The sequence below is a fragment of the Pseudoalteromonas sp. R3 genome, assembly GCF_004014715.1.
In the GTDB taxonomy this organism is placed as follows: domain Bacteria; phylum Pseudomonadota; class Gammaproteobacteria; order Enterobacterales; family Alteromonadaceae; genus Pseudoalteromonas.
On the sequence record NZ_CP034835.1, the window covers coordinates 509,876 to 536,611 of the forward strand.

Below are 26,736 nucleotides of genomic sequence, written 5' to 3' on the forward strand. Positions count from 1 at the left end.
TCTATTGTCTCAGGTTCTGGTCATGTTGCAATTACACCTCTATCGATTTATGAAAGTAATCTCATGATCTGTTTATGTGTTTGTTGTTCAGGTCATTCTAGGAATTGTTGAGCTATTTTTGGCTACAAAGATTGGCTCGTGCTAATGACAATAGTTTTTGTGCCCACACTACGCAGAACCTAGCAAGGCTGGTAACTGCGTAGCGAGGTGACAAGGCTCTAAAGTCTATCAAGTGATATGTTAATAGTTCTGAAGAGCCCTTTGGATTCAAGTTAAGGACAAATTTCTCCTGGGTTCCCACAGCCATCAGGTGGAGTAACTACACCGCCTCCCGAAGACTTTTTACGTCCTACCAGAATCCAAACGTAAGTCTGCTTGGCCCTCCAGTCCCAAACATCAGGAACAGTTTGTCCCAGCTCAACAAAACTTCTGTCCCTATCGCTGATAGTAACAAAGCACTTGTTTAGGTTTGGTACATATTTACCTATAAGGCGATATCTTTGGTGCCCTTCCCAGTGATACCCTTCTGCTACACAATGATAGACGTATGCCCCTTTATCCCAGCCGCCTGCGGTAACTTCATCACCTCTGAGTTGATACCCTTTGTTAATTTTTCGCCATTCATAGTCATAGTTTCTAGACAAATAATAGTAGTCGCTATTTTTCCAGTTTCTTCCGTCCCACTCAACATGACAGTAACCGTCTTTTATAACCCCAGGAACTTTTCTTGAAGTTGCGTCGATACATATACCTGGACCATCATACAAGGTACTAGGCGGTCTTCGTGGGTATAATTCACCATATTCAGAGCTGGTAAAAACGGGCCACTTTTGATTCGGGTAATCAAAGTCCTTAAGAACGATCGGCTTCGACCAATGAATGTCAGTATAGTCATTGTAGTATTGAGCTTTGCTAGTTTTTATATAGCTGCCAAAGATGGCTGCATCTGATTGGAATGCGCTAAAAGAAATAGCCAAAGCAATGGCTTGCGTAAGAACGTGTTTCATAACTATGAATCCTTATAGTTTCTTTTGAGGTCTGGAGTGTTACATTTTTTTTCTCAGGCGTGAAGTTTGGCTTTTTATTTTATTAAATATTTCATAGGTTATTTTACTTTCTCTTACAATTGAGGGATATGGTTATTTCTGGTGTATGAGAAACATCGCAATGAACAAAGGTAATAACGTAGTTCCACTCACCACACCAGAGAACCCGCTAGAGCAAGTATTGAAGTAAGGTGTCCAACAGCTGCTTGTTTCAGCCATTGAGGCTGAGCTAGCCGAACTTCCCGAGCAAATCTAATCGACACCAGCAAACTTACTATCTTTTATCTAGGTACAAACCATTTGCAAAGTTGAGTCAAAAAGAAGTCTGGTAGGGGGTATTTTTTGTGGATCTTTTCCAAATAAAGTGTCCACGCATGCTCCTTTAGTGCTTTAATTTCAATCTCATCTACTGCATCACTGTATAGCTGAGCGAAGTCCCGGATAAACTGTACATCCCGACGGCGGTTATTTTTTGCGTAGCCTTTGCCTGCATAATGAATGAAATCTGCTTTCAGATAGTCTTCATGGCCAAACATATCCATGCGATTAAACGATTTATCTAGCGATTCGTGAGAAATGCTATGTTTATGCAAAGTATAATTAAAGTAGCTCTGATCATAATGAGTGATTTTATTGCAAATCTGCTGCAAGTCGTCTAACTCAGTTTTTTTGAAAAGTTCGCACTGTTTTGAAGTAAGAATGATTCCGGCGTTGTAGTAGACAGGGCGATTGTCTTGCAGTGGCCAGTTAACCTTGCCGAGTTCTTGTTGGATCATCTCAATATCAGGCGCTCGCTCTTGTTTTACCCCTTCGTTAAACCAGTACGCTTTACTCGTATCAGGGTAAAGCTCAAAAACATCCCTTGCATGAGGGGTGATTAACACGTCGGCATCAACGTATAGCACCCTGTCATATTCCTCCAGGAGTGCACCAATTCTTAACTTCTCAGTCCAGGCCGGACTGGCGTTATATCGTGGGTTATCTATTTTGATGGGTAGCGCAACGAGTCTGAAATGATTAGATCGGCACCTACTCTTTTAGCATATATTTCGAAGCTTTTGAGTGCAGCACGGTACATAGGGTTATTACCTATGGCCAATGTAAATATTGCTTTTTTCAAGTGTTTTCCCCTGATCCTGATATTGATGTGAATGCTGCTGCATTGTATCAGTGCTTTGCATAAGGTTGCTATTAGATATGAAAATGCGCATTTTGGCAATGTCGTAACTGAACATCCCAATATAGCGTTCCCTAGAATGACATAGGGCTAAAATAGTGCAGATAACGAAGTGCAAATAAGTTATTACACTCCGTCAGTTCATAGTCGTATTTATATCCGTATCGAAGTCTGATTTGCGATACATGTTTAGTAAGTAGCCAGAGTAAGATGCTGTAACTAAGGTTTCAAAGCTTATAAACTTAACGCCAGTATCCTAGCGAGGGGACTTGCCTAATGGGAGAGACATGACTAGATGCTAAAGCCGGTCGTTACTCAACAGATATCAGAGATATCCTTCAATGTTGCTGAGCGAAATTGTCTTTGCAAAAATAATCTAATTCGGTGTTTAGCATTTCGAGTAAACGTACTTCTGCCAGAATGCTGCCCTTTATTCATGGTGGCAATTTCGCTTTCGAAATTAACATCTTCTGACACAGGGTAAGGTTTGATACCTGTAACTTGTAGTCCAGTCTCACTGTGAAATTGTAAGTCGACGTCCACAGGCCGGTAGAAAGGTTTACGACTCAGCAACTTCTTGGCACCAGCCAGGCTAATAAGATAGCCCTGGGTCCCATTAGGCACTTTTTTATAGTTGCCCAGGGTAAATTGGTCACTCAGTTTTAGCGTATCAATAAATGGATTAGCCCGATTATCGGAAAGCTTGATCATATCCCAGTTGTTCAGGTCAGGGACCAGGGCCAGCAGCGGTGCCAGGCTATCTTCAATATGCAGGTCATCTTCCAGCACCAATGCATAGGGCAGTTTTTCATTAACGACTTTTTCACATACCCGGTAATGGCTGATATAACAGCCTATTTCACCGGGGGTTAAATGCCGATGATAACGCTTAAAATTAGCGGCTGGGTCGTACCATTTTGTGACTTCAGGTTCTGAGAGTTGCTTACCATTGGTAGCAGGAAAACGAGTTGCATTCAATCCTACCTCTTTTAAACGAGTGTAGGTTGCCTGCCATCTGTCTTCGCAGCCATCCATATTGATAATAAAAATAGGAGGTTGCATCATTGTGTTTACTACGAAATTACTCGGACGGTGCCATTTTAGTGTCAACTGCTTATTTGAACAGATTCAGGTAGCGTTCGGCAAGGTATTCCGGTTTGATCGCGCAAATAATTTCAGCTTCATCAAGGCTCGTAGAGTGGCTGGTGACAGCCTGACACTGGCTGGTCAAAGGCGCCACTAATGAAAAGGGGGAAGTCCCGAGTCCCACTAATGCCAGCGTTGGTACATTGCATGCGGCTGCAATATGCATAGGACCTGAATCTATTGTGATCATTGCGTCCATGGCTGCGATGATATCGACCAGCTCGCCCAGTGAAGTTTTACCGGCAAGATTAGTTGCTGCAATATTTTGCGCAGCAAGCAGCTGCTGTAACTCCTCGGTATCACTATATTCACTGCTGTCGCCCAACAAATACAAATGGGTCGATGTCTGAGTCGCAATTTTCGCAAGTGCATTTGCTGCAAGGTGAACCGGGTAGTGACGTGTGGCTTTGTTCTTGCCACCAATATACACAGCGGTTGCCTGGGGAGCGTCATGCGTCAGCTCAACTTTGTTTGCTTTAAGGCGAGGTAAAGAAAAGCTATCCAGCGGTTTTCCATGTGCGTCATTCACCAGACGACAGTAGCGAAAAATATAGTGGTGACATTCATTGAGTTTTAGTGGGTGAGAGAGCAAAGGCCTGCGACCATTCTGTGCATACCCAATGACATTACGGATCCCAGCCAATTTGGTTAATGCTGCATCTTTGAAAGAACCGCGTAACAACACTGCCATAGAAAATCGCAAAACTCTGAGTGTTTTGGCAAAGCTGTACAGACCAGCGCGTTCACTTGAGTGATACCGTGCATCTTCTATCAGTTCAAAGTCATATCCTTCAGCCCTTTGAAGTACTTCGCGCATATATGGACGAATAAGTAAGTAAATCTTTTTTCCCGGATACACGTCATTAAGCAACTCTATCGCGGGTAGCGAATTGATGGCGTCGCCAATAAAGCGGGGCAGTATCACTAAGATGGGGCCTCTGATGTTGCTAGGCTCTATGACTTTTTTAGACATGGATTTTCTTGTTATGGGCACTAATCCAACCTAGTATAACCAAAGCTAATGAACAAAATCACCCTAGTCCTGCAATTTTAAACAAAAAGTTAAAAAATGAAAAACATCAAAAGCTGTCACTGGTTACTGAAGAATCTGGAACATGTTGTGATACTCGATTGCGGTATGCTGAAAGTGGGTACACAGGGCGTCTATCAGCCTGAGGGATCATCGCTGGCGCGCAACGATTTAACATCAGCCAGACGTTTAGTGACCCCAATGGCAGGTTTCCCAGCACTATGTGCAGTGCCGAGCAGTTTCAACAAGAGGCAAGGCTGTTAGGGATAAACCAGCGGGATACTGTAATTGTTTACGATAACTTTGGTTTGTTTAGTGCAGCTCGTACCTGGTGGATGTTTAAGGCCATGGGATTTGAGCAGGTTTATGTGTTGGATGGGGGTCTGGTCAAATGGCTGGAACTAGGTTTACCCGTGGCGCCACACTATGCGCAGAGCCCACAGCCTGGAGATTTTATTGCGCAGCCTAAGGCGGGTTATTTTATAGATAAACAAGCGGTATTGGCAGCAATAGACGACCCCAGTGTTTTATTGCTGGATGCCCGCAGCCCGGCAAGATTTAGCGGTCAGGAAAGTGAACCCAGAGAGGGGATGCGCAGCGGGCATATTCCGGGTAGTGCCAATGTGCATTATGCCAGCGTACTCGATGACAGTGGCTTGTTAAAGCCCAAAGCGCAGTTAAGAGCGCTGCTGAGCGACGCGGGTGTCACCAACCAGGCCTTGCAGTTCAGTTGTGGCTCCGGGATCACCGCCTGTATTCTGGCTATGATTGCCGATGAATGTGGGTTTTATCCTTTGTCTGTTTATGATGCGTCCTGGAGTGAATGGGGGCAAGACTCGAGTGTACCGGTTGCGACACTTGCCCCTTGAGCGCTAGTAAACCAGCTCCTGAAGCTCACTGGGCGGGCACAGGGCCGGAAAGTATAAGGTTTGCATATTCTTGGCGCTGAGTGCGCTGTGTAGTGGCAGGGTCGCAACGCCTTTAAGCGCAATGTTTGCAACATCAGGGGTTTTGACCAGGCGTACTACCTGGCGCTCACCAAACTGCGCGATAGATGGGATAAACGGGCGCAGTTCTGACGTCAGTTTATCCAGCAGCCAGTCATTAATGTCTCCCCCTAAAATAATAGTCTGAGTATTTAATAACGACTCTATGCTGTGAATGGCGATCCGCATTGGCTCAGCGGCTTGCTCAAGCCAGCGGTCGATCACCGGGTGTTCCTGTAGCTGGTGGTGCAGCTCTTCGGTGGAGCAGCCCGTGCGCCCCAGATGCTGTTTCAATGCCGTGAGTGAGGCAAAGTCATTCAGTCGGCCTAACTCTGCGGTATCGTCATCGGTTTCGGGTGTTACAAACAAGTCTCCTAAGGCGCCTGTCAGGCCATTCTGGCCGAGCAATATCCGACGGTCGTACACCACAGCAGATTCAACTTGGTTACCTAAATGTACGTACACAAAGCTATCGAGCAGCCGGGCTTCGCCAAACAGCATCTGAAAGCTGGCGCAGGCGGATGCGGTGGTTTCGAGCGCCACCGGAACTGTCAGTGTATCGGCAAGCTGTTGTTGTAGTTGTCGATTGTGAGCAAAGATCTCGACGCCTTTAAGATGACTCAGTTGTACCGACAGTCCGCAGCCAAGCACCTGAGACACGGTCAGGTTGGCCACCGTCAGCAGGGTATCAATCAGGTATTTGACTTTGTCGAGTGGTGTATCGTTTGTGTCTAGTTGGGTATGCAGCCGGTTTAGCAGTTCTCCGTTGAGGTAAAACAAGCCAACTTCCAGTTCATTATCGACAATCCGTACGGCCAGGGTATACGCCGCCTTCTTATTCAGAACCAGCATTTTAGAGGGTTTGCCTGCCCCTTCGGATTTCTTTATGCCGGTTTCTTCGACAAGCTGAACGCTCAGTAATTCTTCGACCATATTGGTAATGGTTTGTTTGGTCAATTGTGTATTGCGGGCAATCTCTACGCGGGAGATCGGCCCCTGCGTGACAATCTGAGCGAGTACAAGACGCAAATTTATCGATTTATTTTGTTTTGCGTTGGAGCCTTTCAATGTGTTCGCCTTACTATTTGAATCTGATTACGGGGTTCTAAACATCGTACAACCCCTGTTAATGCGTCGTATGTACCTGCTTATACAACACATTATCCCTGAACTAAGCCGATCATCTTACTCGATCATGATGCTAAACCGAATAAAAAATAATTAGTCAAACTATTTGACATAAGCGGTTTGTTGGCTGAATATGACTATAAATACAACAAAACAGATCCTAAATGCCAGTATTAAAAAGGCAGTTAGGATGTTCGCGAGTGCGAATTTTAATAATCAACAGCAGGATCTACCTATGTCTACAGGAACTCAGATAAAGGGCCATCGTAGCCGGACGTGGTTAAGCGGGATGTTTGCCGCTGCTGCACTGTGCGCAACATCGATGGGCTGGGCAGCGCAAAGCATCGACTGGAGCAAAGCGGCAAAGTCCAGTGATATTCACCTGACTGAACAGCAGAGTCAGGCTATTAAATCAAAAGATTTGACTGCCGCATTGGTATGGCATGGTGCCAGTCCCTGGGTTGCTGCTGTATCACGCGGTGCTCGTGCCGAATTTGAAAAGCTGGGTATTAAAGTGGTTGCAGCAACCGATGCCCAGTTTGATCCCGCCAAACAAGTGGCGGATTTGGAAAATATTGCGGCTTTAAATCCCGATATCATTTTGTCACTGAGCGTGGATGGCGTGAGTACTAAACAAAGCTACGCGAAAGCCATAGAGCGGGGTGCCAAACTCGTGCTGCTCAGTAATCCCATCCCCGGATTTGAACAGGGCAAAGATTTTGTCGGTATTGTGACTGACGACATGTTTGGCATGGGTAAGGCGGCAGCCGATCTCACGGCCAGTGCGCTGGATAGCAAAGGTAAGGTGGGCATGATCTATCATGATGCCAGCTACTTTATCACCAACAACCGTGATAATGCCTACCGTAAAGGGCTCAAAGCCTACCCTGAGCTCAACGTGATCATCGAAAAGGGCTTCATCAAAGAGCATGAGACCAGCAATGTGGCTGCGGCCATGGTGTTACAACATCCTGAGCTGGAGGCGATTTATGTTTCCTGGGACGCCGCCGCTGAAGGTGTTGTCGAAGCACTGCGCTCTTTGGGTCGACGTGATATTAAAGTGATCACCCACGACTTAGGAGTCAATAATCTGCTGGATATGGCCATGAATGGCAATGTGTACGGCACCATTTCGGACCGCCCATTTGATATCGGCCAGACTATGGCCAGACTGGGGGCTGCTTCAACACTGGGTTTACCCGCACCGCACTTTACTTTGGTGCCGTTTGATACGGTTAAGCGAGACAATATTGCTGAGATCTGGCAGCGCGCATTTCAGTCGCCTCTGCCCAGACTCCTGAATTTAGCGTTAAAACAATAAGGAATACCATGAGCGTTAATCAACTACCTTTGCAGCAGCTAAAGTTGCTGGCAGTGAAACGAGAGTTTTTTATCTACTATATATTCCTTGCTGTGATGCTGATTTTTGCAGTCGCACTGCATGATACGGGCTTTTTTAGCCTGACCAACTTTATGAACATTGTTCGTCAGACTGCACCCATCACTGTGATGGCAGTGGGTTTGACCTTTGCACTGGCGGTGGGTCATATCGACTTGTCGATAGGCTCTGTTGTGGCCTTATCTGCCTTGGTTGGCGCCTTGTTATTGCAACATGTGGGTATTCCGCTTGCGGTCTTAGGGGCCCTCAGTGTGGGCCTGATTGTTGGCCTGATCAATGGCTTGCTGATTGAGCGGTTGCAGGTATCTTCCTTGTTGATCACCTTAGGCACCATGGGGGTGATCACGGGCTTATCGCGCCAGCTGACCAATCTGGAGTCTGTGCCAATCATAGATCAAACCTTTACCGCGTTTTTTGGTGCAGGTGAGTTGTTTGGTATTCCGTCTTTATTTATCTGGACCCTGGTGATTGCCGCACTGGGCTATGTGGTGCTCACCAAATTAGCCTTTGGTAAACACTTACTTGCAGTAGGGGGTAGCCCTAAAGCGGCACTGGCGATGGGGATTAAGGTTACTCAGGTGCGTATTTATGCTCTGGTTATCTCCTCCATGGCCGCTGCATTGGCTGGGCTTTTGTATGCCGGTCGCCTGCATGGTGCCCGTTACACGTTAGGTGAGGCGGACCTGCTGACTGTTATCGCCGCGGTGGCGATTGGCGGGACCAGCCTGTTTGGTGGCCGGGCCTGTATTATCGGTGCCATTCTGGGTTCCTGGTTGATGGGTATGATCAACAATGGCCTGATCTTGTCAGGGTTTTCCACAAATGAGCAAATGATAGCCCGCGGCGCGATCCTGATTGTGGCAGTGGCAATTGGTGTCAAGGAGTTGAAAAATGGTTAGAAGTGCATTGGATCAAATCGCCCTCGAAGTCAGAGACGTGCATAAGCGTTTTGGCGGAGTACATGCTCTGAAAGGGGTGAGCTTTACTATTAATAAAGGCGAAGTGGTGGGCTTGTTGGGTGATAATGGTGCGGGTAAATCGACTCTGGTCCGTTGTATCTCCGGGATCCATCCACCGGATGAAGGCGCGATCCTGGTCAATGGTCAGCCGGTACATATCGACTCTCCTCTGGCTGCACGAGAAGCCGGAATTGAAACGGTGTTTCAGGACCTGGCCATGGTGCCCGAGTTCGATATTACAGAGAATCTGTTTCTAAATCGCGAGATCCTGCACAAAAATCCGATCCTGCGTCGACTGGGCTGGCTGGACAAAAAAGCGATGGAGAAACGGGCGAAAAAAGCCCTGAACCGACTGAACAGCCGTATTCCAAGTTATCAGGAACAGATCCACCGTTTGTCAGGTGGTCAGCGTCAGGCTGTAGCCATTGCCCGTGCTGTTAATTGGGGAGCTGACATTGTGATAATGGATGAGCCAACCGCCGCACTGGGTGTTGAGCAAAGTGCCCAGGTCAATGAGCTGATCAATGTGATTAGCTCGCAGGGGGTGGCGGTGTTGCTGATCAGCCACAACATGCAACATGTTGTAGAAACCTGTGACCGTGCAGTGGTGCTTTATCAGGGTCAGTCGGTGGCGGATGTGTCTGTCAGTGATGTAACCAAAGAAGATCTGGTCGGGCTGATCACTGGCGCTAAATCTGCGGCTTAAGTTTTATCAGTCCTTTATCAATTGAATTGCAGTGACAGTCGCTTGGTGCGCACTGAAAAATTGATGCATGTATAACATGGATTGATATCAACCTCGGGGTGTCTGACGGGCACTCCTTTATCTGAACATTTTGTAAATCGGCGCCATGGCGCTGAGGGCTTTGTTTTGCCGAAAATCAGAGGGCAGTATGGATATTGAAAAGAAAGTAGCACAGCTGATCGACACACTTTCTATCGAAGAAAAAGTCGGCCAGTTGTTTGTACTGGCATTTGCCGGAGAGGACCGGGATTATGCAAAGACGCTGGTCAAGGAGCGTCATGTCGGCGGGTTTTATATTACCGACGACAATGCAGCTAACCCCACAAGTGCTGCGCAGTTGGCGCAAGACTTACAACATGAGGCCTCACTGAGAGCCTGCGATGCACCTTTGTTACTGGCTGTCGATCAGGAAGGCGCCTGGGGGATCCTTACCCGGTATACCGATCTGGGTCCTGGCAACCTGGGCCTGGGCAAGGCAGATAACACGGCACTTACCGCAGATATGTATCAGGTCTTTGCGGAGCAAATGCAGGAAGTAGGATACAACACGCTGCTTTCGCCCTGTGCGGATGTGAATGCGGATCCCGACAACCCCATCATCGGGCTGCGCGCCTTTGGCGAGCAGAGTCACCATGTTGCTCGTCATGTTGCAGCCGCCGTGCGCGGTGTCGAACGTAGCGGCAGTTTGAGTTGTGCCAAGCATTTTCCGGGACACGGAGATACTCACAGCGATTCGCATCAGACTTTGCCTGTAGTGGATAAGTCATTGCAGCAGTTGATGCGCGAAGATCTGTTACCTTTTAAGGCCGCCATTGAATCGGGTGTCCCCCTGATCATGACCAGTCATATCAGCTATCCGCAAATTGATGCTGACCATCCTGCAACCTTATCATCGACCATTCTGCAGGGGGTGTTACGCCAGCAATTAGGCTTTGAAGGTCTGATCATTACTGACAGCATGAATATGTGGTCGATGCGCAAAAACTATGCTCCGGAAGAAGCGGCCATTCAGGCGTTGCAAGCTGGCGCCAATCTGGTGATGCTAAGTGAAGAGCACTACGAGAACAGCACCACACCATACAAAGCCATTCAGGCGCAAACCATGGATGGCGTCATTGCTGCTGTGAAGCAAGGTAGCCTGCCTGAATCTGTCATCGATGCGCGTTTACAGCAAGTACTGACATTCAAGTATCAACATTTTGCAGCGTCATCTAAACCGGCCGCCAGTGTACTGGAAGGAGCCAATCAACTTGCCCGCGAAGCGGCTGAGGCTGCCATTCGGGTCGTTCGCAATCGCCATCAGCAATGGCCGCTGGCTGGCCGCCCGTTTACTCTGGCATTTGCCGCAGATCCCAAAGGCTATGACAGCATAGTGAATAGCCGGGGAATAGGTCCGAACGATCCAAATTCAGCACGAGATGTGATTCTAGAAACATTAGCAGAGCGAGGGCGTGAGTACCGGCTCTGGCAGTACGACCAGCTGCTGGCCGCACTACAGGCACCGACTGAACCAATGGTTGAGCCTTTGGTGATTATCACAGAAGACTACCCGCTACCCGGGGAGAGTTTTGACGTGGCTGCGCAACAGCAGCGTGTGAAACAGGCACTGCAAAAATGGTCTGAGAACGTCATTGTGATTGCCATGCGATCTGATTATGAAGTGGCGCAATATACTGATTTATCGACTTATGTTTGTGCGTACTCGAGCCGAGCCGTCAGTGCCCGGGCGATGGCTGAGCTGCTTTAAAAAGATCAGTAAAACGAAATAATAAGTGCTTGACAATTAGTCAAAATGATTTAATAAATACTTAGTATATCAATTTTACTAATAAAAATGACAGTTTGATAATAATACAAGCCCGTCGACTCACTGGGAATGAACGGCTTGGGAAAAAGGCAAAGGGGAGAAGAGCATGAAAAATCAGGGCTCAAAGGTAAATACCAGTTATCTGAAATCTAGTTATCTGGCGGTTTGTGTAGCGACAGCATTATCTGGTATGTCGTTTGGTGCAGTGGCTGAACAGCAGGAAGGCGCAAATAAGGAAATTGAAACAATAGAAGTCAGAGGGATCCGACGCAGTCTGACCGAGGCGCTCAATACTAAGCGCTTTGCAAACTCTGTTGTTGACTCAATTTCGGCCGAAGACATAGGTAAGTTTCCGGATAAAAATATCGGTGATGCAATGCAGCGGATCCCTGGTGTGACTGTGGTCAGAACCTTTGGTGAAGTGAGCGGCGTAACGGTTCGTGGTACAGCACCGGAACACAGCATGGTGCTTTTGAATGGTCAGAATGTTGCCAGCGTAGGCTGGTTTGACCTGGGTGGTATGAACCGCAGCTTTAACTTTGAAATGTTAGCTGCAGAGCAGATCTCGGGCATGGATGTCTACAAATCTGTTGAATCTGATATCAACGAAGGGGCGATGGGGGGAACGGTCAACCTGAAGACGCGCAAGCCGCTCGATATGGACTCAGGCACTGTTTTTGCGTCGGTAGAAAATGCCTACCATAGCAATGCTGAAGACTGGTCTCCTGCTTACTCAGGCCTGGCAAGCTGGAAAAATGAGCAAGAAAACTTCGGTATTTTAGTTGCTTACTCAAATGAAGAGTCAAAAGTATACCGTGAAACTTTATCGACATTCGGGCCTCCTGGTGCAACTGAACTGGAAGACAGCAATGGCGTGATGAGGAAAACCTCTTGTTGTGCAGCCTCAATTTTGTTTGATGAAGACAGAGAGCGCAGCAGTAGTCAGATCAGCGTACAGTACGCACCAAGCGAAGCGCTGACCCTGAGCCTGGATTACAACCTGTTTGAACTGGAAAATAACCATATTAACTCTGCATTATTCACCATTATGGGTTATGGCACATTGCAAGGGGATTCTGTCAGAGTCAATGAACAGGGGATTGTTACCGGGGCAACCGTCACCGCATCTGGTCCGGGCAACGCGCCTTTGTTCAACAACACGGTGTTGCGTACCCCGAAAATGGAATCGGATGTGGTGAACTTTACGGCCAACTATCAGGCTGAAGCCTGGTCTGCGGATTTCGTCCTTGGTAAATCCACCGCAGAAGGCCGAATTGGCCAGACAAGTACCTGGTGGGGTGATATCTCAGAACGTGCTAACTCAGGTTTCTCGTACGATGTCAGTGGTCCGCTGGAGTTAATCCCGGTAAATTCCGATTATATGAGCAGTCATGAGAATTTTGAGCTGTTCCATGAGTACACGTATATCAACTACGAGCGTGATCATGAAATTGACTATTTCCAGGCCGACTTTACCTTTGAACTGGACTCGCCGGTAATGACGTCTATTCAAGCCGGAGTGAAATTCCAAGAACAGGTCTTCTCATATCAGGAAAACAACCAGGACTTGAGTGTTGATACAATCCGTGCAGGCGGCGAGCGACTGACGCTTGGTGACTTCAACGGTGGCTTTGTCTCTGGCCTGCACAGTGCCGAAGGGCGTGCTGGTAGTTTGTCGGCTTTCCCTATTGGAACGCGTGGACTTTGGGATTACGCCCGCAACAATGCGCCGGGCACGGTGACGGTTAAAGATGCTTTCTCCATTGAAGAAGACATTGCTGCTGCGTATGTTAAAGCCAATTTCTCGGGAGAGGGTTTCCGCGGTAACTTAGGCCTGCGGGTGGTGGAAACTGACATTCTTTCTAAAGGCGAAATCAATGGCGTTAAAGGGGAAGTGGATAAAACCTATACCAACTACCTGCCTAGCCTGAACCTGGCTGTGGATCTCAGTGAAGACATGATCTTCCGTTTTGCCGCCGGTTCAACGGTGTCTCGTCCTGACTATGATGATATGAAAGTGGCAGACATCATTTCTGAGAGCTTTAAAACAGCCAATGTCGGTAGTCCGGATCTGGATCCTTATAAGTCGGATCAATACGACATGGGCGTTGAGTGGTACTTTAACCCATCGTCTTTACTCGGTGCCACCTTGTTTGTGAAGAATATCAGTGACTATATTGAGCAAACAACGGTTGCAGAGGATTATCCCGGATGTGGTGCAGGCTGTCTGGTAACACGTTCGCGAAACGTTGGAACCGCCGATGTTCGTGGTATTGAATTACAGTATCAACACGACTTTGAGAATGGTTTTGGGGTACAGGCAAACTACACTTACACCGACAGCAGTCGCACCGACTCAACCGGTAAAGAAGTGCCGATTGAAGAGGTATCACAAAACTCCTACAACCTTTCAGGTTTCTACGAGAATGAACTGTTCAGTGTGCGCCTGGCCTATAACTATCGTGATAACTGGGTCCGTCAGTACAACGGCAGTGGACTGGACAGCCTGAATGACGCCTACGATCAGGTCGACGCATCAGTGGTGTGGCATGTGACAGAGAATATCGATGTGTCGCTTGAAGCCATTAACTTGTTTAACGAAGCTCTGGTACTCAGACAACCCACCGCCGGTAACATAGTACACGCTGTGGATGAGTTTGGTACGCGTTACTTTGTGGGGGCAAGCGTGCGCTTCTAACCCTCAGTTTCCGGATAGCAACCTAAGCTGTCCGGTGTTTGAATAAGGGAGGTGCCCGCTTCCCTTAGGTCAGTTTGGTTTTAACTGGCTGATCCGCGCGTAACCTGGCAAGGAAGACTGCACAGGTGCGCGGATAAGGGTGCAAACCTGATATTTCCGGTTTCTTTGCCGGACAGGTTTTGTATACCCGCACTTCTACTCGGTTAAGGCAAGTTTGCCCGGCTTGCCTTATTTCTCGCCTGTTTATGATTGATTTTATAGCTGAAATCTTATTGCAATAAATTTTGTAAAAACATTTGACTTATTATTTGGTGAGCGCTAGCTTGTATATTAGTTGAGCAAATAGAAATGCCTATTTTGCACATTAAGCAAGACAGGCTTGCTCACTGCCTCAGTGATATTAGCCCGCAATAGATAATTAATGCGGATTTATTGGTAGGCGGCTTGGGTTGGGTCGCGGTTGTTCATTAAAATTGTTGCTCTAATCGGGTTGATGTTACTGGGTTTGTTTCGATTAAAAAAATAATGAGGAAACACCTAATGAAATTGAAAATGACAGGATGTGCAGCCGCCGTGATCTTAAGTTGTTCCGCGTCAGCGGGAACGGGCGTACAGGATTTTTTGGACAGCTTAAGAAACTTCGAGTCGGGTATTAACCCTGCTCTGGCAGACTTTTACCTGGAGAATCTCAATAACCCAGTTTACAAGTATGCCAAAGTCTCTGCACCGGGTCGTATGGTGCGAGACTGCTCTACCGGGAGCATGATCCCTGAAGATACCACCATCAATCAGTTCTTCACTAAGTTGGGTATTGACGGGATCTATAACTCACAAACCCCGTATAGCGCTGAGATGTTTAAAACCATGCAATATAACTCCATGAATGCCTGGGGGTTTGTGGGTTATCAGTTGGGTGAAGCCGTTCTGATTGATGCGGGTTACTATAGCCCGAAAGTGGTGACGATTGATGGCAAAGAGTACGACAGCTTCTACGTGTTTGTGGAAGACAGTACCTGGATTGGCTGTAAAACCGAGGCCCTGGTTGAGATTGTCGGCTCCGGTGGTAACCAGATCCAAGCGACAGATGTAAACCGCTGGGAAGGTACCTTTGTCGGTAAGAATGGTGTCAACTCGTTTGCTGATCTACTGATCCCGGATAATCAGGAACTGGTGATGCGCGATGCCATGCGGTTTAACTATGGCGTGATGACGCAGTTGCTGACCGATGCCAACATGACCTGGGAGCAGGCGCTGGCGAAGAGCTGGCCGGGCAAAGACGACAATGGTGATCCAATTACAGTACAGGCGACCATGTCGGGTTTATTGGCTGCGGCTCACTTACGTGGCGCCTGGGGTACAGCACGATTGCTGACCAAGGATGAGATCACCTGTGATGAACTGGGTACCTGTATCACTAAGTATGTACACAAGTTTGGTGGTTACAATACTATCTTCGATACGCCAGCGGATGACGTGATTGAAGGGTCAAAATACGATGAGAAGCTGTCTGCGGGCTGGGGTAACGATTTAGTGCTGCCCGGTGGTGGTGCCGATGTCATTGAGCTGCACGAGCAAAGCGGTTCAGTGACCACAGTACGTGACTTTACTGTTGGCGAAGATCGCATCATCCTGCGTGACTGGCAAACAGCTGCACCACTGAGTAACCTGTCTGTGTCAGATGTACCTGCAGGTGTTGAATTAGCGTTTGCCGGTCAGCGTGTGGTACTCGAAGGCGTGTCGGCTGCGGCTGTGAACGTCAATACCGAAGCGGTGATTGCCCAGTCTGACATTTATGAAATTGCCTGGTCAGGCAAGCAAACTGTGACCGGCTTTAATCCGCAGCTGGATAAGATCCGTGGTACTGCAGGTATTGGCTTTAAGCACCTGAAAGCGTATGAAACAGATACGGCGTTGGTCGTCGGCGTACAGGCTAAAGATGGTGGTATTTACAGCTCGGTTGAGCTGGTAGGTCTTACGATTGCTGATCTGACGCCTGAGATGTTTGATAACGTGACCGGTGGTTATGACCGCCTGGGCTTTATCGTACCTCTGAACAGCCAAAACTGGGGCTGGAACATGGCGCTGACTGTGAACAGTTTTGACCCGGCCAAAACCGTGATCAGCATGCCGCTGTTCAACTACAGCTTCTCCATGCTTATCCTGACGCAGGAAGGGGCGGATACGGTGATCACGCTGGACGAAACGGCCTCAAAAGGCGATCAGAAACGTCTGGTTCTGAAAAACACCGATGTGAATAGCCTCAGCGCGGCCAACTTCGATTTTGTCTCAGGTAACTTTACCGATGCGACGATTGATGTACCGGTATTCTATGACATCACGGCCACCGTGGTGGGCACCGGTGGTAGCATTTCACCAACCCCGGATGCAAACGGCGTGATCAGTGCCAAAGGCAACACCGACTTTACGCTGACCTTTGTACCAGACAGCGGCTATCGCGTTGCCACACTGAAAGTCGATGGCGTGAGCGTGACAGCGCAGTCAAGCTACACCTTCCCGGCACTAGCTGCGGCACACAGCGTGCAGGTCACCTTTGAACCAGGCAATGCCTGCCCGGCACCATGGAATGCAGCTGACGTCTATACGGCGGGCGATCAGGTGACCTTTGAAGGCAAAACCTATGAAGCTAAATGGTGGACGCAGGGTAACAACCCAGCCTCACTAGGCCCATGGAAAGAAGTTGCCAATTGTCAGTAATGACGCAATTTGATTAAGGACAAGCCATGGCCTGCGTAAGCAGCCATGGCTTTTTTGATCTGTGTGGTGCCAGGTTACAACGAATCTGGCTGGGGCTGCCATCTCGTGAAGCGCTGTGGTGATTAGCCACTTCTGCCAGTTGCAAAAGAAGGTTATAAGGAGAAAAAAGAGGGAGATAAAAACGCCATGGCGAACTTACCATGGCGTATATAGCGTGCAGTTAGATAAGGGTGTTACTTATGATACCCAAGACACGCTTCGACTTCGTTTTTCGAGCCTAAGATCACCGCTACGCGCTGGTGGATATGTTCCGGGTCGATATCCAGAATGCGTTGCTCACCGGTGTGGGCCAGGCCGCCGGCTTGCTCTACCAGCATGGCCATCGGGTTGGCTTCGTACATCAGGCGCAGCTTGTATGGCTTTTCCGGGTTTTTGGTGTCGGCCGGATAGGTAAACAGGCCGCCGCGGCATAGCACGCGGTGTACGTCACCCACCATGGCAGCAATCCAACGCATGTTGAAGTTTTTACCGCGCGGGCCGGTGTCACCTGCCAGCAGGTCATTGATGTAGTTTTGCATGGCCGGTTGCCAGTGACGCTGATTGGAGGCGTTGATGGCAAACTCTTTGGTGTCTTCCGGTACTTTGGCAAATTCTTCGGTCAGCAGGAAACTGCCGTGGGTTTTGTCCAACGTGAAGATACGGGTGCCTTTACCTGTGGTCAGTGCCAGCGTGGTGCACGGGCCGTATAGTACGTAGCCTGCGGCAATCTGCTTATGACCTGGCTGCATAAAGATAGCAGGATCGGCTGGGTCGGCGTCTTCCGGAGCTTCCATAATAGAAAAGATGGTGCCTACCAGCGAATTGATATCAGTATTGGACGAGCCATCCAGCGGGTCGAACGCCACAATAAACTTAGCATCCGGGCTACCTGCTACCGTGCCTTCTTCTTCTTCCGAGGCAATGGCTTTTACATAGCCAGACTCCAGCAGAATGTCTTTAAGTAGCTGGTTAGACAGTACGTCGAGTTTCTTCTGAGTTTCGCCCTGAATGTTTTCATCCAGCGTTGAACCCAGCACGCCTGACAGCGCGCCCTGACCGACGCGGAAAGAGATTTCTTTACAGGCAGCCAGAATGGTTCTGATCAGTGAAACCAGTTCACGGGAACAGCCGTCTTCAATTAACACCGGTGGAAGTCTACGCATAAATTTTAGTCCTGATAACGGTTATGTTGCAGCCCTGACAGAGTGAGAGAGCAGGCCACAAACAGCGCTGAATTTTGTCCTAAATAACTGTATTTTGTATACGATTTAATATACAAAAGGGGTACCAGTCATCTAACCTCAAACAACAAAGATAAGAAAATGCGAAAAACACGCTTTGCACCTCACATGTTCTCGGCTTTGCTATTGGCTATGATACCCCAAGCGCACGCCGCAATTAAGTCTATTGATGAATTTACTGACAACTTCAACCATTTTCCCGGGTTCTATGCGTTTTACAGCGACCCATCCAGTGGCAAGATTTATCTGGATGTAGACAAGCTATCACAGCCATTTTTGTTGCAGCACAGCTTGCCGTATGGCGTCGGCTCTAACGACATTGGATTAGACCGTGGTCAGCTGGGCAGTACTTACCTGGTGCAGTTCGAGCGCTTTGGTGACAAGGTGATGCTGCGTGCTCTGAATACCTATTTTCGTGCCAGTGCCGACAATCCGGCAGAGCAGCAAAGCGTGAAAGAGGCGTTTGCCTCGAGCATTTTAAACGGCTTTAAGGTGGTGGCAGAAGATAACGACAGCGTGCTGATTGACTACACCCCTTACTTATTATCGGACGTGCATGGCGTATCTCGTACCCTGGCGGCGCGCAAGCAGGGCAGTTACAGCCTGGATGCCAGCCGCAGCGCGACCTATATGCCGCGCTCCAAAGCCTTTATGAAAAATACCGAGCTGGAAGCGGTGCTGACCTTTAAGGGCAGCAAGCCCGGTGAGTATGTGAAGCAGGCTACGGCGAACCCGTATGCGGTCACTGTCCACCAGCACCACTCGCTGATTGAACTGCCGGATGATAACTATCAGCCACGTGCATTTCATCCGCAGTCGGGTTACTGGAGCATAGAGCATAAGGACTACTCGGCGCCGCTGAGCGAGTCTATGTATGTACGTTATATCCCGCGCCACCGTTTAAACAAAAAAGACCCGACGGCAAAAGTATCTGAGCCGGTTGAGCCGATTGTGTATTACCTGGATCCGGGCGTACCGGAGCCGGTGAAAACCGCGTTGCTCGATGGCGCGCGCTGGTGGGATCAGGCTTTTGCCGCGGCGGGGTACAAAAATGCTTTCCAGGTTAAAGTGCTGCCGGAAAATGCTGACCCCATGGATATTCGTTACAACGTGATCCAGTGGGTGCATCGTGCTACCCGCGGCTGGTCATATGGTGCATCGGTGATAGACCCGCGCACCGGTGAGATCATCAAAGGTCACGTCACCCTGGGCTCATTGCGGGTACGCCAGGATATTCTGATTGCCGAAGCCCTGGCCGCGCCATTTGTTAAAGGCGATGAGGTGACGGAGCGTTTGCATGCCATGGCGCTGGATCGCATTCGTCAGCTTAGTGCCCACGAAATTGGTCATACCCTGGGGATTGCTCATAACTTCTCGGCGTCGGTAAAAGAGCGCGCCTCTGTGATGGATTATCCGCACCCGCTGGTAGGTATGAACGATCAGGGCGAACTGGACATCAGCAAAGGCTATGCCACCGGCATGGGTGAATGGGATACTCAGGTGATCAAATATGGTTACAGCGATTTCACAGCGAGTGACGAAGCTCAGGCACTGGCCGCCATTCTTGCTGAGAATAAGAGCAAGGGGCTGGAGTTTATCTCGGATGCCGATGCCCGCCCGAAAGGTGGCGCCCACCCGACTGCCCACCTGTGGGATAACGGTAACGATCCGGCTGCTGAGCTGACCCGGGTGCTGGATATTCGTCAAAAGGCGCTGGCCCGTTTTGGCCTGAATAACATCAAAACAGGTGAGGCTTTGTCTCAGCTGGAAGAAAAGCTGGTGCCGTTGTATTTATTCCATCGTTATCAGGTTGAATCAGCGGTAAAACTGATTGGCGGTATAGACTATGACTACGAAGTACGGGGGGCACACACGCCAAAAGGGGCACAGGTAGTTGGCAAAGCCAAGCAGCAGGCGGCATTGGCCGCATTACTGGATACTCTGGCACCTGAACAGTTGATGATCCCAGAGTCGGTATTAGCACTTATTCCACCCAAAGCCTATGGCGAGTATAAGACCCGGGAGAGCGTGAAAGGTCGCACGGGTTTGACGCTGGATGCCATGGCGTTGCCGGAAGTGGCGGCGCAGCATACTTTGAGCTTATTGCTGAACCCAGAGCGACTGAATCGCCTGGCACAACAGGGGGCGCGTAATCGTGGCAACCTCAGTAGTGACGACCTGCTGAACACGGTTTATCAGCATGTTTTCCAGCCCAAAGCACAGCCGGGTATGGCAACTAAGCTTGCGCAGCGAGTGCAGTTTCTAACGGCTTATCACCTGGCAACGCTTAGCAGCAGCGACAAGTTGGCACCAGAAGTTCAGGCTCAGTCGCGTTTTTATCTTAACCAGCTGGTGGAGCAATATAGCAACGACTCTTTGTTTGGTGGCGCCAGTAAAGCGGATGCGTTTGAAACCTATCTGGCTGATCAGGTGGCACAGTATCTGAAAAGCGGCAAGTGGCCACAGGGCTTTAAAGCCTTGCCGATGCCACCGGGTTCGCCCATCTAAGCTTGTTTAAAAGAAAAACCGGACTGACGTCACTCCGGTTTTTTTATGCCCGCTCAGTTTAGACTTTTTTGACTAAGGTATTGGTGGTGATATGCGGGAAGGTGACGGTCTGCCCCTGAATGGGGATCTCCATGGTGATATTTTGCGAGTACTGCAACTGGGTAAAGTTATCACTGCCATCGAGTGATTCCAGCCAGTAGCTGATGGCGTAACGGCTGACTTTGGCATGTTGCTGTTCAAAGCCAATGTTGGTGACCGGAATGCCTGAGTGGGCGGTATCCACTTCCAGCAGAATAAACTTCTTAGGCGGTGATACTTCCAGTGCATTGTTCAGCGGCTGATTGGGGTTCAGGGTAAAGTCCGGATTCAAATTACCGACACTTTTGGTGCTGTACTGGTCGGTGCTGACATCATGGGGCAGACCCATAGGGAGCACGTCGCTCTTGCTCAGCATAGGAATGGTAGGTACGCCCGTGCCCGACTGGAAATGGCCGCTGGCGAGAATGGAGTTACCATGTGGTACCGACATTTGCTTAATAAAGTCATAGGCTTGTGTAGGCGGTACACTGTTAGGCAGCGTTTCAGTGCCCAGGCCGGGCTTTTCACCATTGCCATAAGGGCCAAGTAGCTGCTTTTGGTCGCTCAGAAACAGTAATGACCCATTTTCGGCGTGCACCAGCTGATCTTTAGCCGGGCCATCGGCAAAGTAGACGCGTTGCTCGTAAAACAGGGTATTGGCAACCTGAGTACCTAAGCCACCCCGGTTAGGCGCCGTGCCGTGAATGGCTGAAAAGGTCAGTTCCTCATAATAAGAAAAGTTTTTCAGAATATAGCTGGCTTCCTGAGGCAGCGGCATCAGGCAGTAAGAAAATGGCTTGTCTGTGCCACCCATGCCAGAGTTGCCCAGTGGCTGATTGGTCCAGGTGCCTATCAGGTATTGCAGCGGGCCAAGTTCAGTCGTCGGGGCGGGTGGGTTTTCCTGTGCCGGGTCAATCAGCAAAGGTTTAGAAAGATCTGGGGGCGTTACATCAGTCATGGTGGTCTCCTCATTAATTGCTACAGGCAAATCGGGGCCTTACCCCGTGTGCCATAGGCTGATCCCTACAGTGACTGCTCGAAGGCGACGGGATCCATGGTCGCCTTCGTCTGTACTTAGTGATTCATGGTGTACACGCAATGGCGTGTGTCAGTCTCATTCCCCATTTGTGTGTTTTTGTGCCGACCGATAAGTTGCCACATGTGCTCGCAGTTGCTGGTCTTGGCTGCTTTGATAAAAGCACCACAACTGATCGCGATAGCGCGCGGCGCACAGTGGTGTGTCCGGTTGCCTGTGAGCATTGTTGAGCGGCTGCTGTTCACTCCAGCCCGCCTCGGCCATGGTGCCATAGCCATTGCTGGTGGTATCTGCTTTGGCTGGATCATAAGAGACGGGCAACTGGCTGGTGAGTACGCCGGGAATAGAGAAATTGGCGCTCAGCAGTTGCTGACTGTTGGGGGCGTTGTGGAACAAGTGCAGCACACCATCGAGTGTGGCAGCGGCCAGCTGTCCCTCACTTTGGTAACTGTGCTCCTGTGGTTCCGGCTCGTCGGGCGTGAGTTTACTGGGTGCCTGCGAAAAATGGCCAATACCGAATCCATTAGCCGACCACTGATGGCTTACGGCATTGTCCTGAGGACCGGCATAAGCGCTGTTACTGACATCGGTGACATTAAACTCGGCACTGTTGTAGCTCAGGCAGGCCAGTGCATGGGTGCTGCTTTCACGGTAAATCAATAAAGTATTACTACCCAGTGAGGCCAGAGTAAATGTTCCTTCAGGCTTGCACACCAGCGTTTGTGGCTGGCTTTGCCACTGTTGCCGGGCATAGCGTTGTGCCAGCATAGTGCCTTGCTGGTCGCGATACACCAAAAGCAGATCCTGACTTTGCGGTAATACCTGAAGTGCAAGGGCAGATACACTGTCATCGCTGGGTGCTGCCAGAGGTTGCCAGCCCTGGTTAGCCCTCAGCGTTTGTAACGTGATTCGCAGGTCCTGGTCGCGATAGCCCAGCACCAGGGTATCGTCCTGCGCACTCAATTGTAACTGATCTTTACAGTCCTCCCGCGCCAGTAAGGGTTCGGACCAGGCATGACCATCAAAGCTGGAGCAATACAGGTGGCCGGGTCTGTCGTCCCGAGTGTAAAACAGATAAAGCAAGTCACCGAGGCTGGCGGTTTGCAGCTCACTGGCATGCTCAATGTGGGGCACACAAGCTGCGGGGTGCCAGTGCAGTGCCTCATCCCACAAAAAGCGGAAATAGTTGGCGTGCTCGTCGTTTTTACCCAGGCTGCCGAGCGAGAAGTTTTCCTCTATGGTGCGCAGCAAGGAATAATGATTGTAACCTTCGTGCTGCTGCGACGGCGTCAGGGTATCGCCCAGTAATACCGTATAAATCTGGTTGGGCCCGTCGTAGTAATACTTGTACTTCTGGCTGGTATCATAATCCGATTCAAAATCGGCCTCGTCATAGGTGACGACGACCAGGGTATTGTCGGGCAATTTACTGTTGGGGCCGGGGAAGTTAATCGACTCAAAAAACGACTTCAGCCAGTCTGCCTGCTGATCTACCAGTATCGGCGCGCGCTCACCCTTGAGATCATTGTCTTTGCTGCCAAGTAAATAATGCCCGTCGTGCCACATATTGGGGGTAAACCAGGCAAACTCAGGCAGGGTATCGTTGAGCAGGTCCTGATAAAACTGTGCTTCATTACCAATTTTTTGCCAACGAGTTTCGCTGTCGAGAATGCGGGAGAACGATGAAAAAGGGTCGTGCTTAAGCACATAAGGATAACTGTTTACGGGCGTGAAATTGGTTGCTTTCCAGGGCGTCCAGCCCGCCACATAGCTTTCCATATAGGCACGCCAGTCCAGGTTTTGAGCTGAGTCTTCAATCAGATCGACCAGGGTGCGCTGGGGCAAACGTGGCGGCACTTCATCGTCGGTTACATTGCACAGCTCGCCTGCCAGAGACGCAATATAGTTGGTCTGCGACGGGTGCATTACGCCAAAACTGTTGGTCAGCTCAATCCCCTGAGCAGCGAGGTTGCGCATGTAGGGATTATTCATCACATAGCCGCGATACTGGTTTTCAAACATGATCACAATAATATGATCGAAGCGTCTTGTGGCCATATCAGCATCCTCCCGGACGGTCTTTGCTGGCTATATAGCGCCAGGTGGGCGTAGCGTGACGTCCGCTATGATCCGGTAGTGGTACCCGCATCATGCTTTGGGCCTTTTCCTTGAGCCCGAACATAGTGCCAACGGCGGCAACCAGTAAGTCAGGCTGACCATTAAAGGCCAGATGAAGCTGATCCAGCAGCAGGCTCAGGGTCAGGTTAAACTCAGTGTCCAGCCGGGCAATGGTGGGATACGGCTGGTAGTGTTCAGGTTGTGGGTTTTTCACCACGTTATAAACCTGATGATAATCAATCGGAATAGCCGGACCGGTCGGCCCTGAGTTAGGCGTGTCGCCCTGGACATAGCGATAACCCAGCAGCAGTTCATTAAATCGGTAGTAGTGCGACAGCTCTCTGGGTTGCATAAATAACTGGTGGTCGCCGCTGTTTATGCCAGTGGTATCACCCAGGGGGAAGGGCTGATCCGGGTCCCAGCAGTCATCTGGTACCCCTTCTCCCTGCGCTATGATGGCATTGAGGGCAAAGTTGGCGGAGGCCAAGTCTGTCACTGGGGTGATCTCTCCGCCACCGCCATAATAATACTTATGCGCAATTTGCTTGTCGTGGCAGTCTGCGGGAAACAGCGCGGGGCCATAGCGGTTATGCAGAGTTTGCAAGCCGTTTTCAATACCGACATAGAACTCGCCTATGGTGATATCCCCTTCTTTTGCCAGTGCGGCGGGCATTTCAATTTTGAGGAAGTTTTGCAGTGCCTCAGGGCTGAACTTTTGCAGATCTGCCTCAAACCAGGTTTCGCCGTCAGGTAGCTTAGTCGGAAATGTGGGTAGGAATTCCGGACTGTTAATCGCCGGGCTACCTCCGGTGGCAATCAGCAGATTCGCAGCATTGGTCAGATGAAACATCTCCTCCATAACGACCGAGCGGATCACTGTATAGGCACATTGGTTGGTGCCTTCCTCAATGGAATACAAGGCGGTGAGGTAGACTGGTAATGTTGAGAACTCCAGTTCAATGGCCAGTTGCAGGTCGTAGTGCAGCTGTTCGAGCGTTTCTATCGGACGTTTTTGCAGTTTGTGATACATGGCAGGTCCCTCATTAATACTGGTCGAGTGCGTTTAACACGTTGTCAGCAGCCCAGAAGGTCAGTGCTGCCATGGTCAAAGTCGGATTACTGGTCGCAATGGTGGGCATATTACCGCAGCCAACCAGGTAGAGGTTGGGGTGATCCCAACTGCGTTGTTCACGGTTTACCACTGAGGTTTTAGGATCATCGCCCATCAGGTGCGTGCCGACCAGGTGCCCGGCGCCATTGTAGACATAGCCTTTGCCTTGATACTGCACATAGCCCGGATCGTTGGCTTTGTATTTGGTAAAAGGCTCCACACCCAGGCGTTGGAAAATAGCATCTGATACTTCCTTAGCCTGTGCCATACCAGCACGGGTATAGTCGGTGACTTTGTAATGGATCACCGGTCGATAGTTGCCCAGCTGGTCCCGGTATTGATCGTCTATGGTGACGCGATTATTGGGGTCGGGAAGCTGCTCCACCAAAAAGCCAAAGCGGAACATGCGCGGGTACTCTTCGGCGATTTTGTGACGCAGGGCCGGGCCAAATAAGTTTTGCTCATCGATAAGCTCTGGCACGGTCGCAATCGGCGCACCTTCTGGCCAGCTCCAGCCCCAGTTGCCTATCTCAATACGAAACGCGGCTTGCTCTGCGCGAAATGCCCCGCCTCGAAGAGAGGGGATCCCGGAGGTTGAACCAGGGCCCCGAAATGCGCCGATTTTGCAGGGCATCAGGCCCCAGGTCAGCATAGTTGGGTGGTCCATCAGGTTACGACCAACCTGATCACTGGAGTTCGCCACATTAGAGGCCAGCAATAGCTTGGCGTTTTCAACGGCATGGGCGGCCAGTACCACAACTTTGCCTTTGACCTTTTTATCGTCATACGCTGCGGATTTGGTAGAGTGGTAGCGTTTGTAGTGGACCTTAGAGATGTTCTGTGTTTTATGGTCCACCTCCAGGTTGTAGGCCACCGCCTGAGTCTCTATGGTCACGTTACCCGTGTTTTTCGCTTGCTCCAGCGTTTTCAGGGCTGAGTATTTGGCCTGAATAGGGCAGATAGGCACACAGTTAGAATTACCCGCGCAGCGCTGACCAAGATCCGGGTTGCCCACTGCGCCTACAGGGCGATAATCACCCCGAGGCATGCCGTTGCGCCCCTGAGGTGTGGCAACCACATCAATGGGGTAGGGCTGGCTGTCAATTTCAACTTGCATACCCTGAAGTCCTTTGGCGAGATACTGATCCAAAAAGCTCTGCGGAATTTGCTCCATCGGATAATCGTAGTTTTCTTCAAACGGCAGTTGTACGCTGGGGTTATCAATCTGCTGATAGGTCTGCACATCGGCATTGGCCGAGACCCCAATATGTTGTTCAGCGATTTCGTACCAGGGTTGTAAATCCTGATAGCTGATCGGCCAGTCCCGGCCGCGACCAAAGCGTGTTTTCAGCTCAAAGTCTTCGGGCAGCATACGCAGGCAGGTGCCCAACCAGTGCAAGGTGGTGCCGCCTTCACTGCGGGTGTAGGTACTGGCAAACGGATCCGGACCATACTGGACAAAATAGCCATGATCACTGACGGGCTTATCAAGCGGTGGCTTTTGAATATCAGTGACCAAAGGTTGCGGGGCATTGGGGTTGTTGGGATAGGGCGCGTTAGGGATCTTGGCCATGGCCGTGAAAAAACGCTCCATGTATGACTCATAGCCTTTCTCTTTGCCCTGATCGAAGAAACGTCCGTCAGTCCCCGTGCCAGCTTCCAGGATCAGGACTTTTTTGCCTTGCTCACCCAGCTGTTTAGCCATAATGGCGCCTGCAATACCGGCCCCGACGATGACTACGTCGTATTCTTTATGATGATGTGTCATG

19 protein-coding genes are annotated in these 26,736 nt (G+C 49.8%); 9 read left to right on the top strand and 10 right to left on the bottom strand.

Translation table 11 applies throughout. The annotated features are described in order from the left end of the window. Nucleotides 1-272 precede the first annotated feature (272 nt). The 4 genes from ELR70_RS07190 to ELR70_RS07205 form a co-directional block, all read right to left on the bottom strand. Nucleotides 273-1,007: a hypothetical protein gene (locus ELR70_RS07190; protein WP_054014336.1), complete on the bottom strand. Its 735-nt coding sequence runs from the start codon at nucleotides 1,005-1,007 to the stop codon at nucleotides 273-275. 320 nt (nucleotides 1,008-1,327) lie between these two features. Further along, nucleotides 1,328-1,951 (bottom strand): glycosyltransferase family 8 protein, encoded by a 624-nt coding sequence (locus ELR70_RS07195; protein ID WP_241566357.1) that lies wholly within the window; start codon nucleotides 1,949-1,951, stop codon nucleotides 1,328-1,330. A 587-nt stretch (nucleotides 1,952-2,538) separates the two neighbouring features. Then, complete coding sequence (locus tag ELR70_RS07200) at nucleotides 2,539-3,288, bottom strand: glycosyltransferase family 25 protein (RefSeq protein ID WP_235577065.1); 750 nt, start codon at nucleotides 3,286-3,288, stop codon at nucleotides 2,539-2,541. Nucleotides 3,289-3,337: 49 nt separating this feature from the next. Further along, a complete protein-coding gene (locus tag ELR70_RS07205) occupies nucleotides 3,338-4,342 on the bottom strand; it encodes a glycosyltransferase family 9 protein (protein WP_054014338.1) in 1,005 nt (334 codons plus the stop codon). Between the two features lie 96 nt (nucleotides 4,343-4,438). On the opposite strand from ELR70_RS07205, the gene ELR70_RS25355 reads away from it, so the two are divergent. Together ELR70_RS25355 and ELR70_RS07210 are read left to right on the top strand one after the other, a co-directional pair. Next, on the top strand, nucleotides 4,439-4,663 hold the full coding sequence (locus ELR70_RS25355; protein ID WP_241566358.1) for a hypothetical protein: 225 nt from the start codon (nucleotides 4,439-4,441) through the stop codon (nucleotides 4,661-4,663). Then, nucleotides 4,621-5,268, top strand: coding sequence for a sulfurtransferase (locus ELR70_RS07210; RefSeq protein WP_241566359.1), 648 nt, complete (start codon nucleotides 4,621-4,623; stop codon nucleotides 5,266-5,268). The genes ELR70_RS25355 and ELR70_RS07210 overlap by 43 nt, the downstream gene beginning before the upstream one ends. 3 nt (nucleotides 5,269-5,271) lie before the next feature. Here ELR70_RS07210 and ELR70_RS07215 read toward each other — a convergent pair whose 3' ends face one another. Continuing rightward, nucleotides 5,272-6,453: an ROK family transcriptional regulator gene (locus ELR70_RS07215; protein ID WP_054014340.1), complete on the bottom strand. Its 1,182-nt coding sequence runs from the start codon at nucleotides 6,451-6,453 to the stop codon at nucleotides 5,272-5,274. Nucleotides 6,454-6,748: 295 nt separating this feature from the next. Between ELR70_RS07215 and ELR70_RS07220 the strand changes: the two genes are divergently transcribed. The 6 genes from ELR70_RS07220 to ELR70_RS07245 all read left to right on the top strand — a co-directional run bounded on the left by ELR70_RS07220 (nucleotide 6,749) and on the right by ELR70_RS07245 (nucleotide 16,836). Further along, a complete protein-coding gene (locus ELR70_RS07220; RefSeq protein WP_235577066.1) occupies nucleotides 6,749-7,834 on the top strand; it encodes a substrate-binding domain-containing protein in 1,086 nt (361 codons plus the stop codon). Between the two features lie 8 nt (nucleotides 7,835-7,842). Beyond that, a complete protein-coding gene (locus ELR70_RS07225) occupies nucleotides 7,843-8,811 on the top strand; it encodes an ABC transporter permease (protein WP_046005381.1) in 969 nt (322 codons plus the stop codon). Further along, entirely contained in the window at nucleotides 8,804-9,577 is a 774-nt protein-coding gene (locus ELR70_RS07230) for an ATP-binding cassette domain-containing protein (RefSeq protein WP_046005382.1), read from the top strand. Before ELR70_RS07225 ends, ELR70_RS07230 begins: the two co-directional genes overlap by 8 nt. Nucleotides 9,578-9,764: 187 nt before the next feature. Then, nucleotides 9,765-11,363 carry a glycoside hydrolase family 3 protein gene (locus ELR70_RS07235; protein WP_054014341.1) on the top strand — a complete coding sequence of 533 codons (1,599 nt, stop codon included), beginning with the start codon at nucleotides 9,765-9,767 and terminating at the stop codon, nucleotides 11,361-11,363. A 166-nt stretch (nucleotides 11,364-11,529) separates the two neighbouring features. Beyond that, nucleotides 11,530-14,121 (top strand): TonB-dependent receptor, encoded by a 2,592-nt coding sequence (locus ELR70_RS07240; RefSeq protein WP_054014342.1) that lies wholly within the window; start codon nucleotides 11,530-11,532, stop codon nucleotides 14,119-14,121. Between the two features lie 540 nt (nucleotides 14,122-14,661). Continuing rightward, entirely contained in the window at nucleotides 14,662-16,836 is a 2,175-nt protein-coding gene (locus ELR70_RS07245) for a carbohydrate-binding protein (RefSeq protein ID WP_054014343.1), read from the top strand. 233 nt (nucleotides 16,837-17,069) lie between these two features. Here ELR70_RS07245 and ELR70_RS07250 read toward each other — a convergent pair whose 3' ends face one another. Next, nucleotides 17,070-18,038, bottom strand: a complete 969-nt coding sequence (locus ELR70_RS07250; protein ID WP_054014344.1) for a class 1 fructose-bisphosphatase — start codon at nucleotides 18,036-18,038, stop codon at nucleotides 17,070-17,072. A gap of 159 nt (nucleotides 18,039-18,197) precedes the next feature. On the opposite strand from ELR70_RS07250, the gene ELR70_RS07255 reads away from it, so the two are divergent. Beyond that, entirely contained in the window at nucleotides 18,198-20,624 is a 2,427-nt protein-coding gene (locus ELR70_RS07255) for a zinc-dependent metalloprotease (protein ID WP_054014345.1), read from the top strand. Between the two features lie 58 nt (nucleotides 20,625-20,682). Here ELR70_RS07255 and ELR70_RS07260 read toward each other — a convergent pair whose 3' ends face one another. The 4 genes from ELR70_RS07260 to ELR70_RS07275 all read right to left on the bottom strand — a co-directional run bounded on the left by ELR70_RS07260 (nucleotide 20,683) and on the right by ELR70_RS07275 (nucleotide 26,735). Further along, nucleotides 20,683-21,660 (bottom strand): heme-binding protein, encoded by a 978-nt coding sequence (locus ELR70_RS07260; protein WP_054014346.1) that lies wholly within the window; start codon nucleotides 21,658-21,660, stop codon nucleotides 20,683-20,685. Nucleotides 21,661-21,816: 156 nt separating this feature from the next. Beyond that, complete coding sequence (locus tag ELR70_RS07265) at nucleotides 21,817-23,796, bottom strand: alkaline phosphatase family protein (protein WP_054014347.1); 1,980 nt, start codon at nucleotides 23,794-23,796, stop codon at nucleotides 21,817-21,819. A 1-nt stretch (nucleotide 23,797) separates the two neighbouring features. After that, nucleotides 23,798-24,886 (bottom strand): ferritin-like protein, encoded by a 1,089-nt coding sequence (locus tag ELR70_RS07270; RefSeq protein WP_054014348.1) that lies wholly within the window; start codon nucleotides 24,884-24,886, stop codon nucleotides 23,798-23,800. Nucleotides 24,887-24,899: 13 nt separating this feature from the next. Continuing rightward, a complete protein-coding gene (locus ELR70_RS07275; protein ID WP_054014349.1) occupies nucleotides 24,900-26,735 on the bottom strand; it encodes a GMC family oxidoreductase in 1,836 nt (611 codons plus the stop codon). Between the last annotated feature and the right edge of the window lies 1 nt (nucleotide 26,736).

What these genes read in the sequence shown, in the direction of transcription:
- ELR70_RS07205 (WP_054014338.1), bottom strand. Translation starts at nt 4,342, where the DNA reads ATGTCTAAAAAAGTCATAGAGCCTAGCAACATCAGAGGCCCCATCTTA.
- ELR70_RS25355 (WP_241566358.1), top strand. Translation starts at nt 4,439, where the DNA reads ATGAAAAACATCAAAAGCTGTCACTGGTTACTGAAGAATCTGGAACAT.
- ELR70_RS07235 (WP_054014341.1), top strand. Translation starts at nt 9,765, where the DNA reads ATGGATATTGAAAAGAAAGTAGCACAGCTGATCGACACACTTTCTATC.
- ELR70_RS07230 (WP_046005382.1), top strand. Translation starts at nt 8,804, where the DNA reads ATGGTTAGAAGTGCATTGGATCAAATCGCCCTCGAAGTCAGAGACGTG.
- ELR70_RS07265 (WP_054014347.1), bottom strand. Translation starts at nt 23,796, where the DNA reads ATGGCCACAAGACGCTTCGATCATATTATTGTGATCATGTTTGAAAAC.
- ELR70_RS07270 (WP_054014348.1), bottom strand. Translation starts at nt 24,886, where the DNA reads ATGTATCACAAACTGCAAAAACGTCCGATAGAAACGCTCGAACAGCTG.
- ELR70_RS07220 (WP_235577066.1), top strand. Translation starts at nt 6,749, where the DNA reads ATGTCTACAGGAACTCAGATAAAGGGCCATCGTAGCCGGACGTGGTTA.
- ELR70_RS07245 (WP_054014343.1), top strand. Translation starts at nt 14,662, where the DNA reads ATGAAATTGAAAATGACAGGATGTGCAGCCGCCGTGATCTTAAGTTGT.
- ELR70_RS07190 (WP_054014336.1), bottom strand. Translation starts at nt 1,007, where the DNA reads ATGAAACACGTTCTTACGCAAGCCATTGCTTTGGCTATTTCTTTTAGC.
- ELR70_RS07225 (WP_046005381.1), top strand. Translation starts at nt 7,843, where the DNA reads ATGAGCGTTAATCAACTACCTTTGCAGCAGCTAAAGTTGCTGGCAGTG.
- ELR70_RS07250 (WP_054014344.1), bottom strand. Translation starts at nt 18,038, where the DNA reads ATGCGTAGACTTCCACCGGTGTTAATTGAAGACGGCTGTTCCCGTGAA.
- ELR70_RS07255 (WP_054014345.1), top strand. Translation starts at nt 18,198, where the DNA reads ATGCGAAAAACACGCTTTGCACCTCACATGTTCTCGGCTTTGCTATTG.
- ELR70_RS07240 (WP_054014342.1), top strand. Translation starts at nt 11,530, where the DNA reads ATGAAAAATCAGGGCTCAAAGGTAAATACCAGTTATCTGAAATCTAGT.
- ELR70_RS07210 (WP_241566359.1), top strand. Translation starts at nt 4,621, where the DNA reads ATGTGCAGTGCCGAGCAGTTTCAACAAGAGGCAAGGCTGTTAGGGATA.
- ELR70_RS07200 (WP_235577065.1), bottom strand. Translation starts at nt 3,288, where the DNA reads ATGATGCAACCTCCTATTTTTATTATCAATATGGATGGCTGCGAAGAC.
- ELR70_RS07275 (WP_054014349.1), bottom strand. Translation starts at nt 26,735, where the DNA reads ATGACACATCATCATAAAGAATACGACGTAGTCATCGTCGGGGCCGGT.
- ELR70_RS07260 (WP_054014346.1), bottom strand. Translation starts at nt 21,660, where the DNA reads ATGACTGATGTAACGCCCCCAGATCTTTCTAAACCTTTGCTGATTGAC.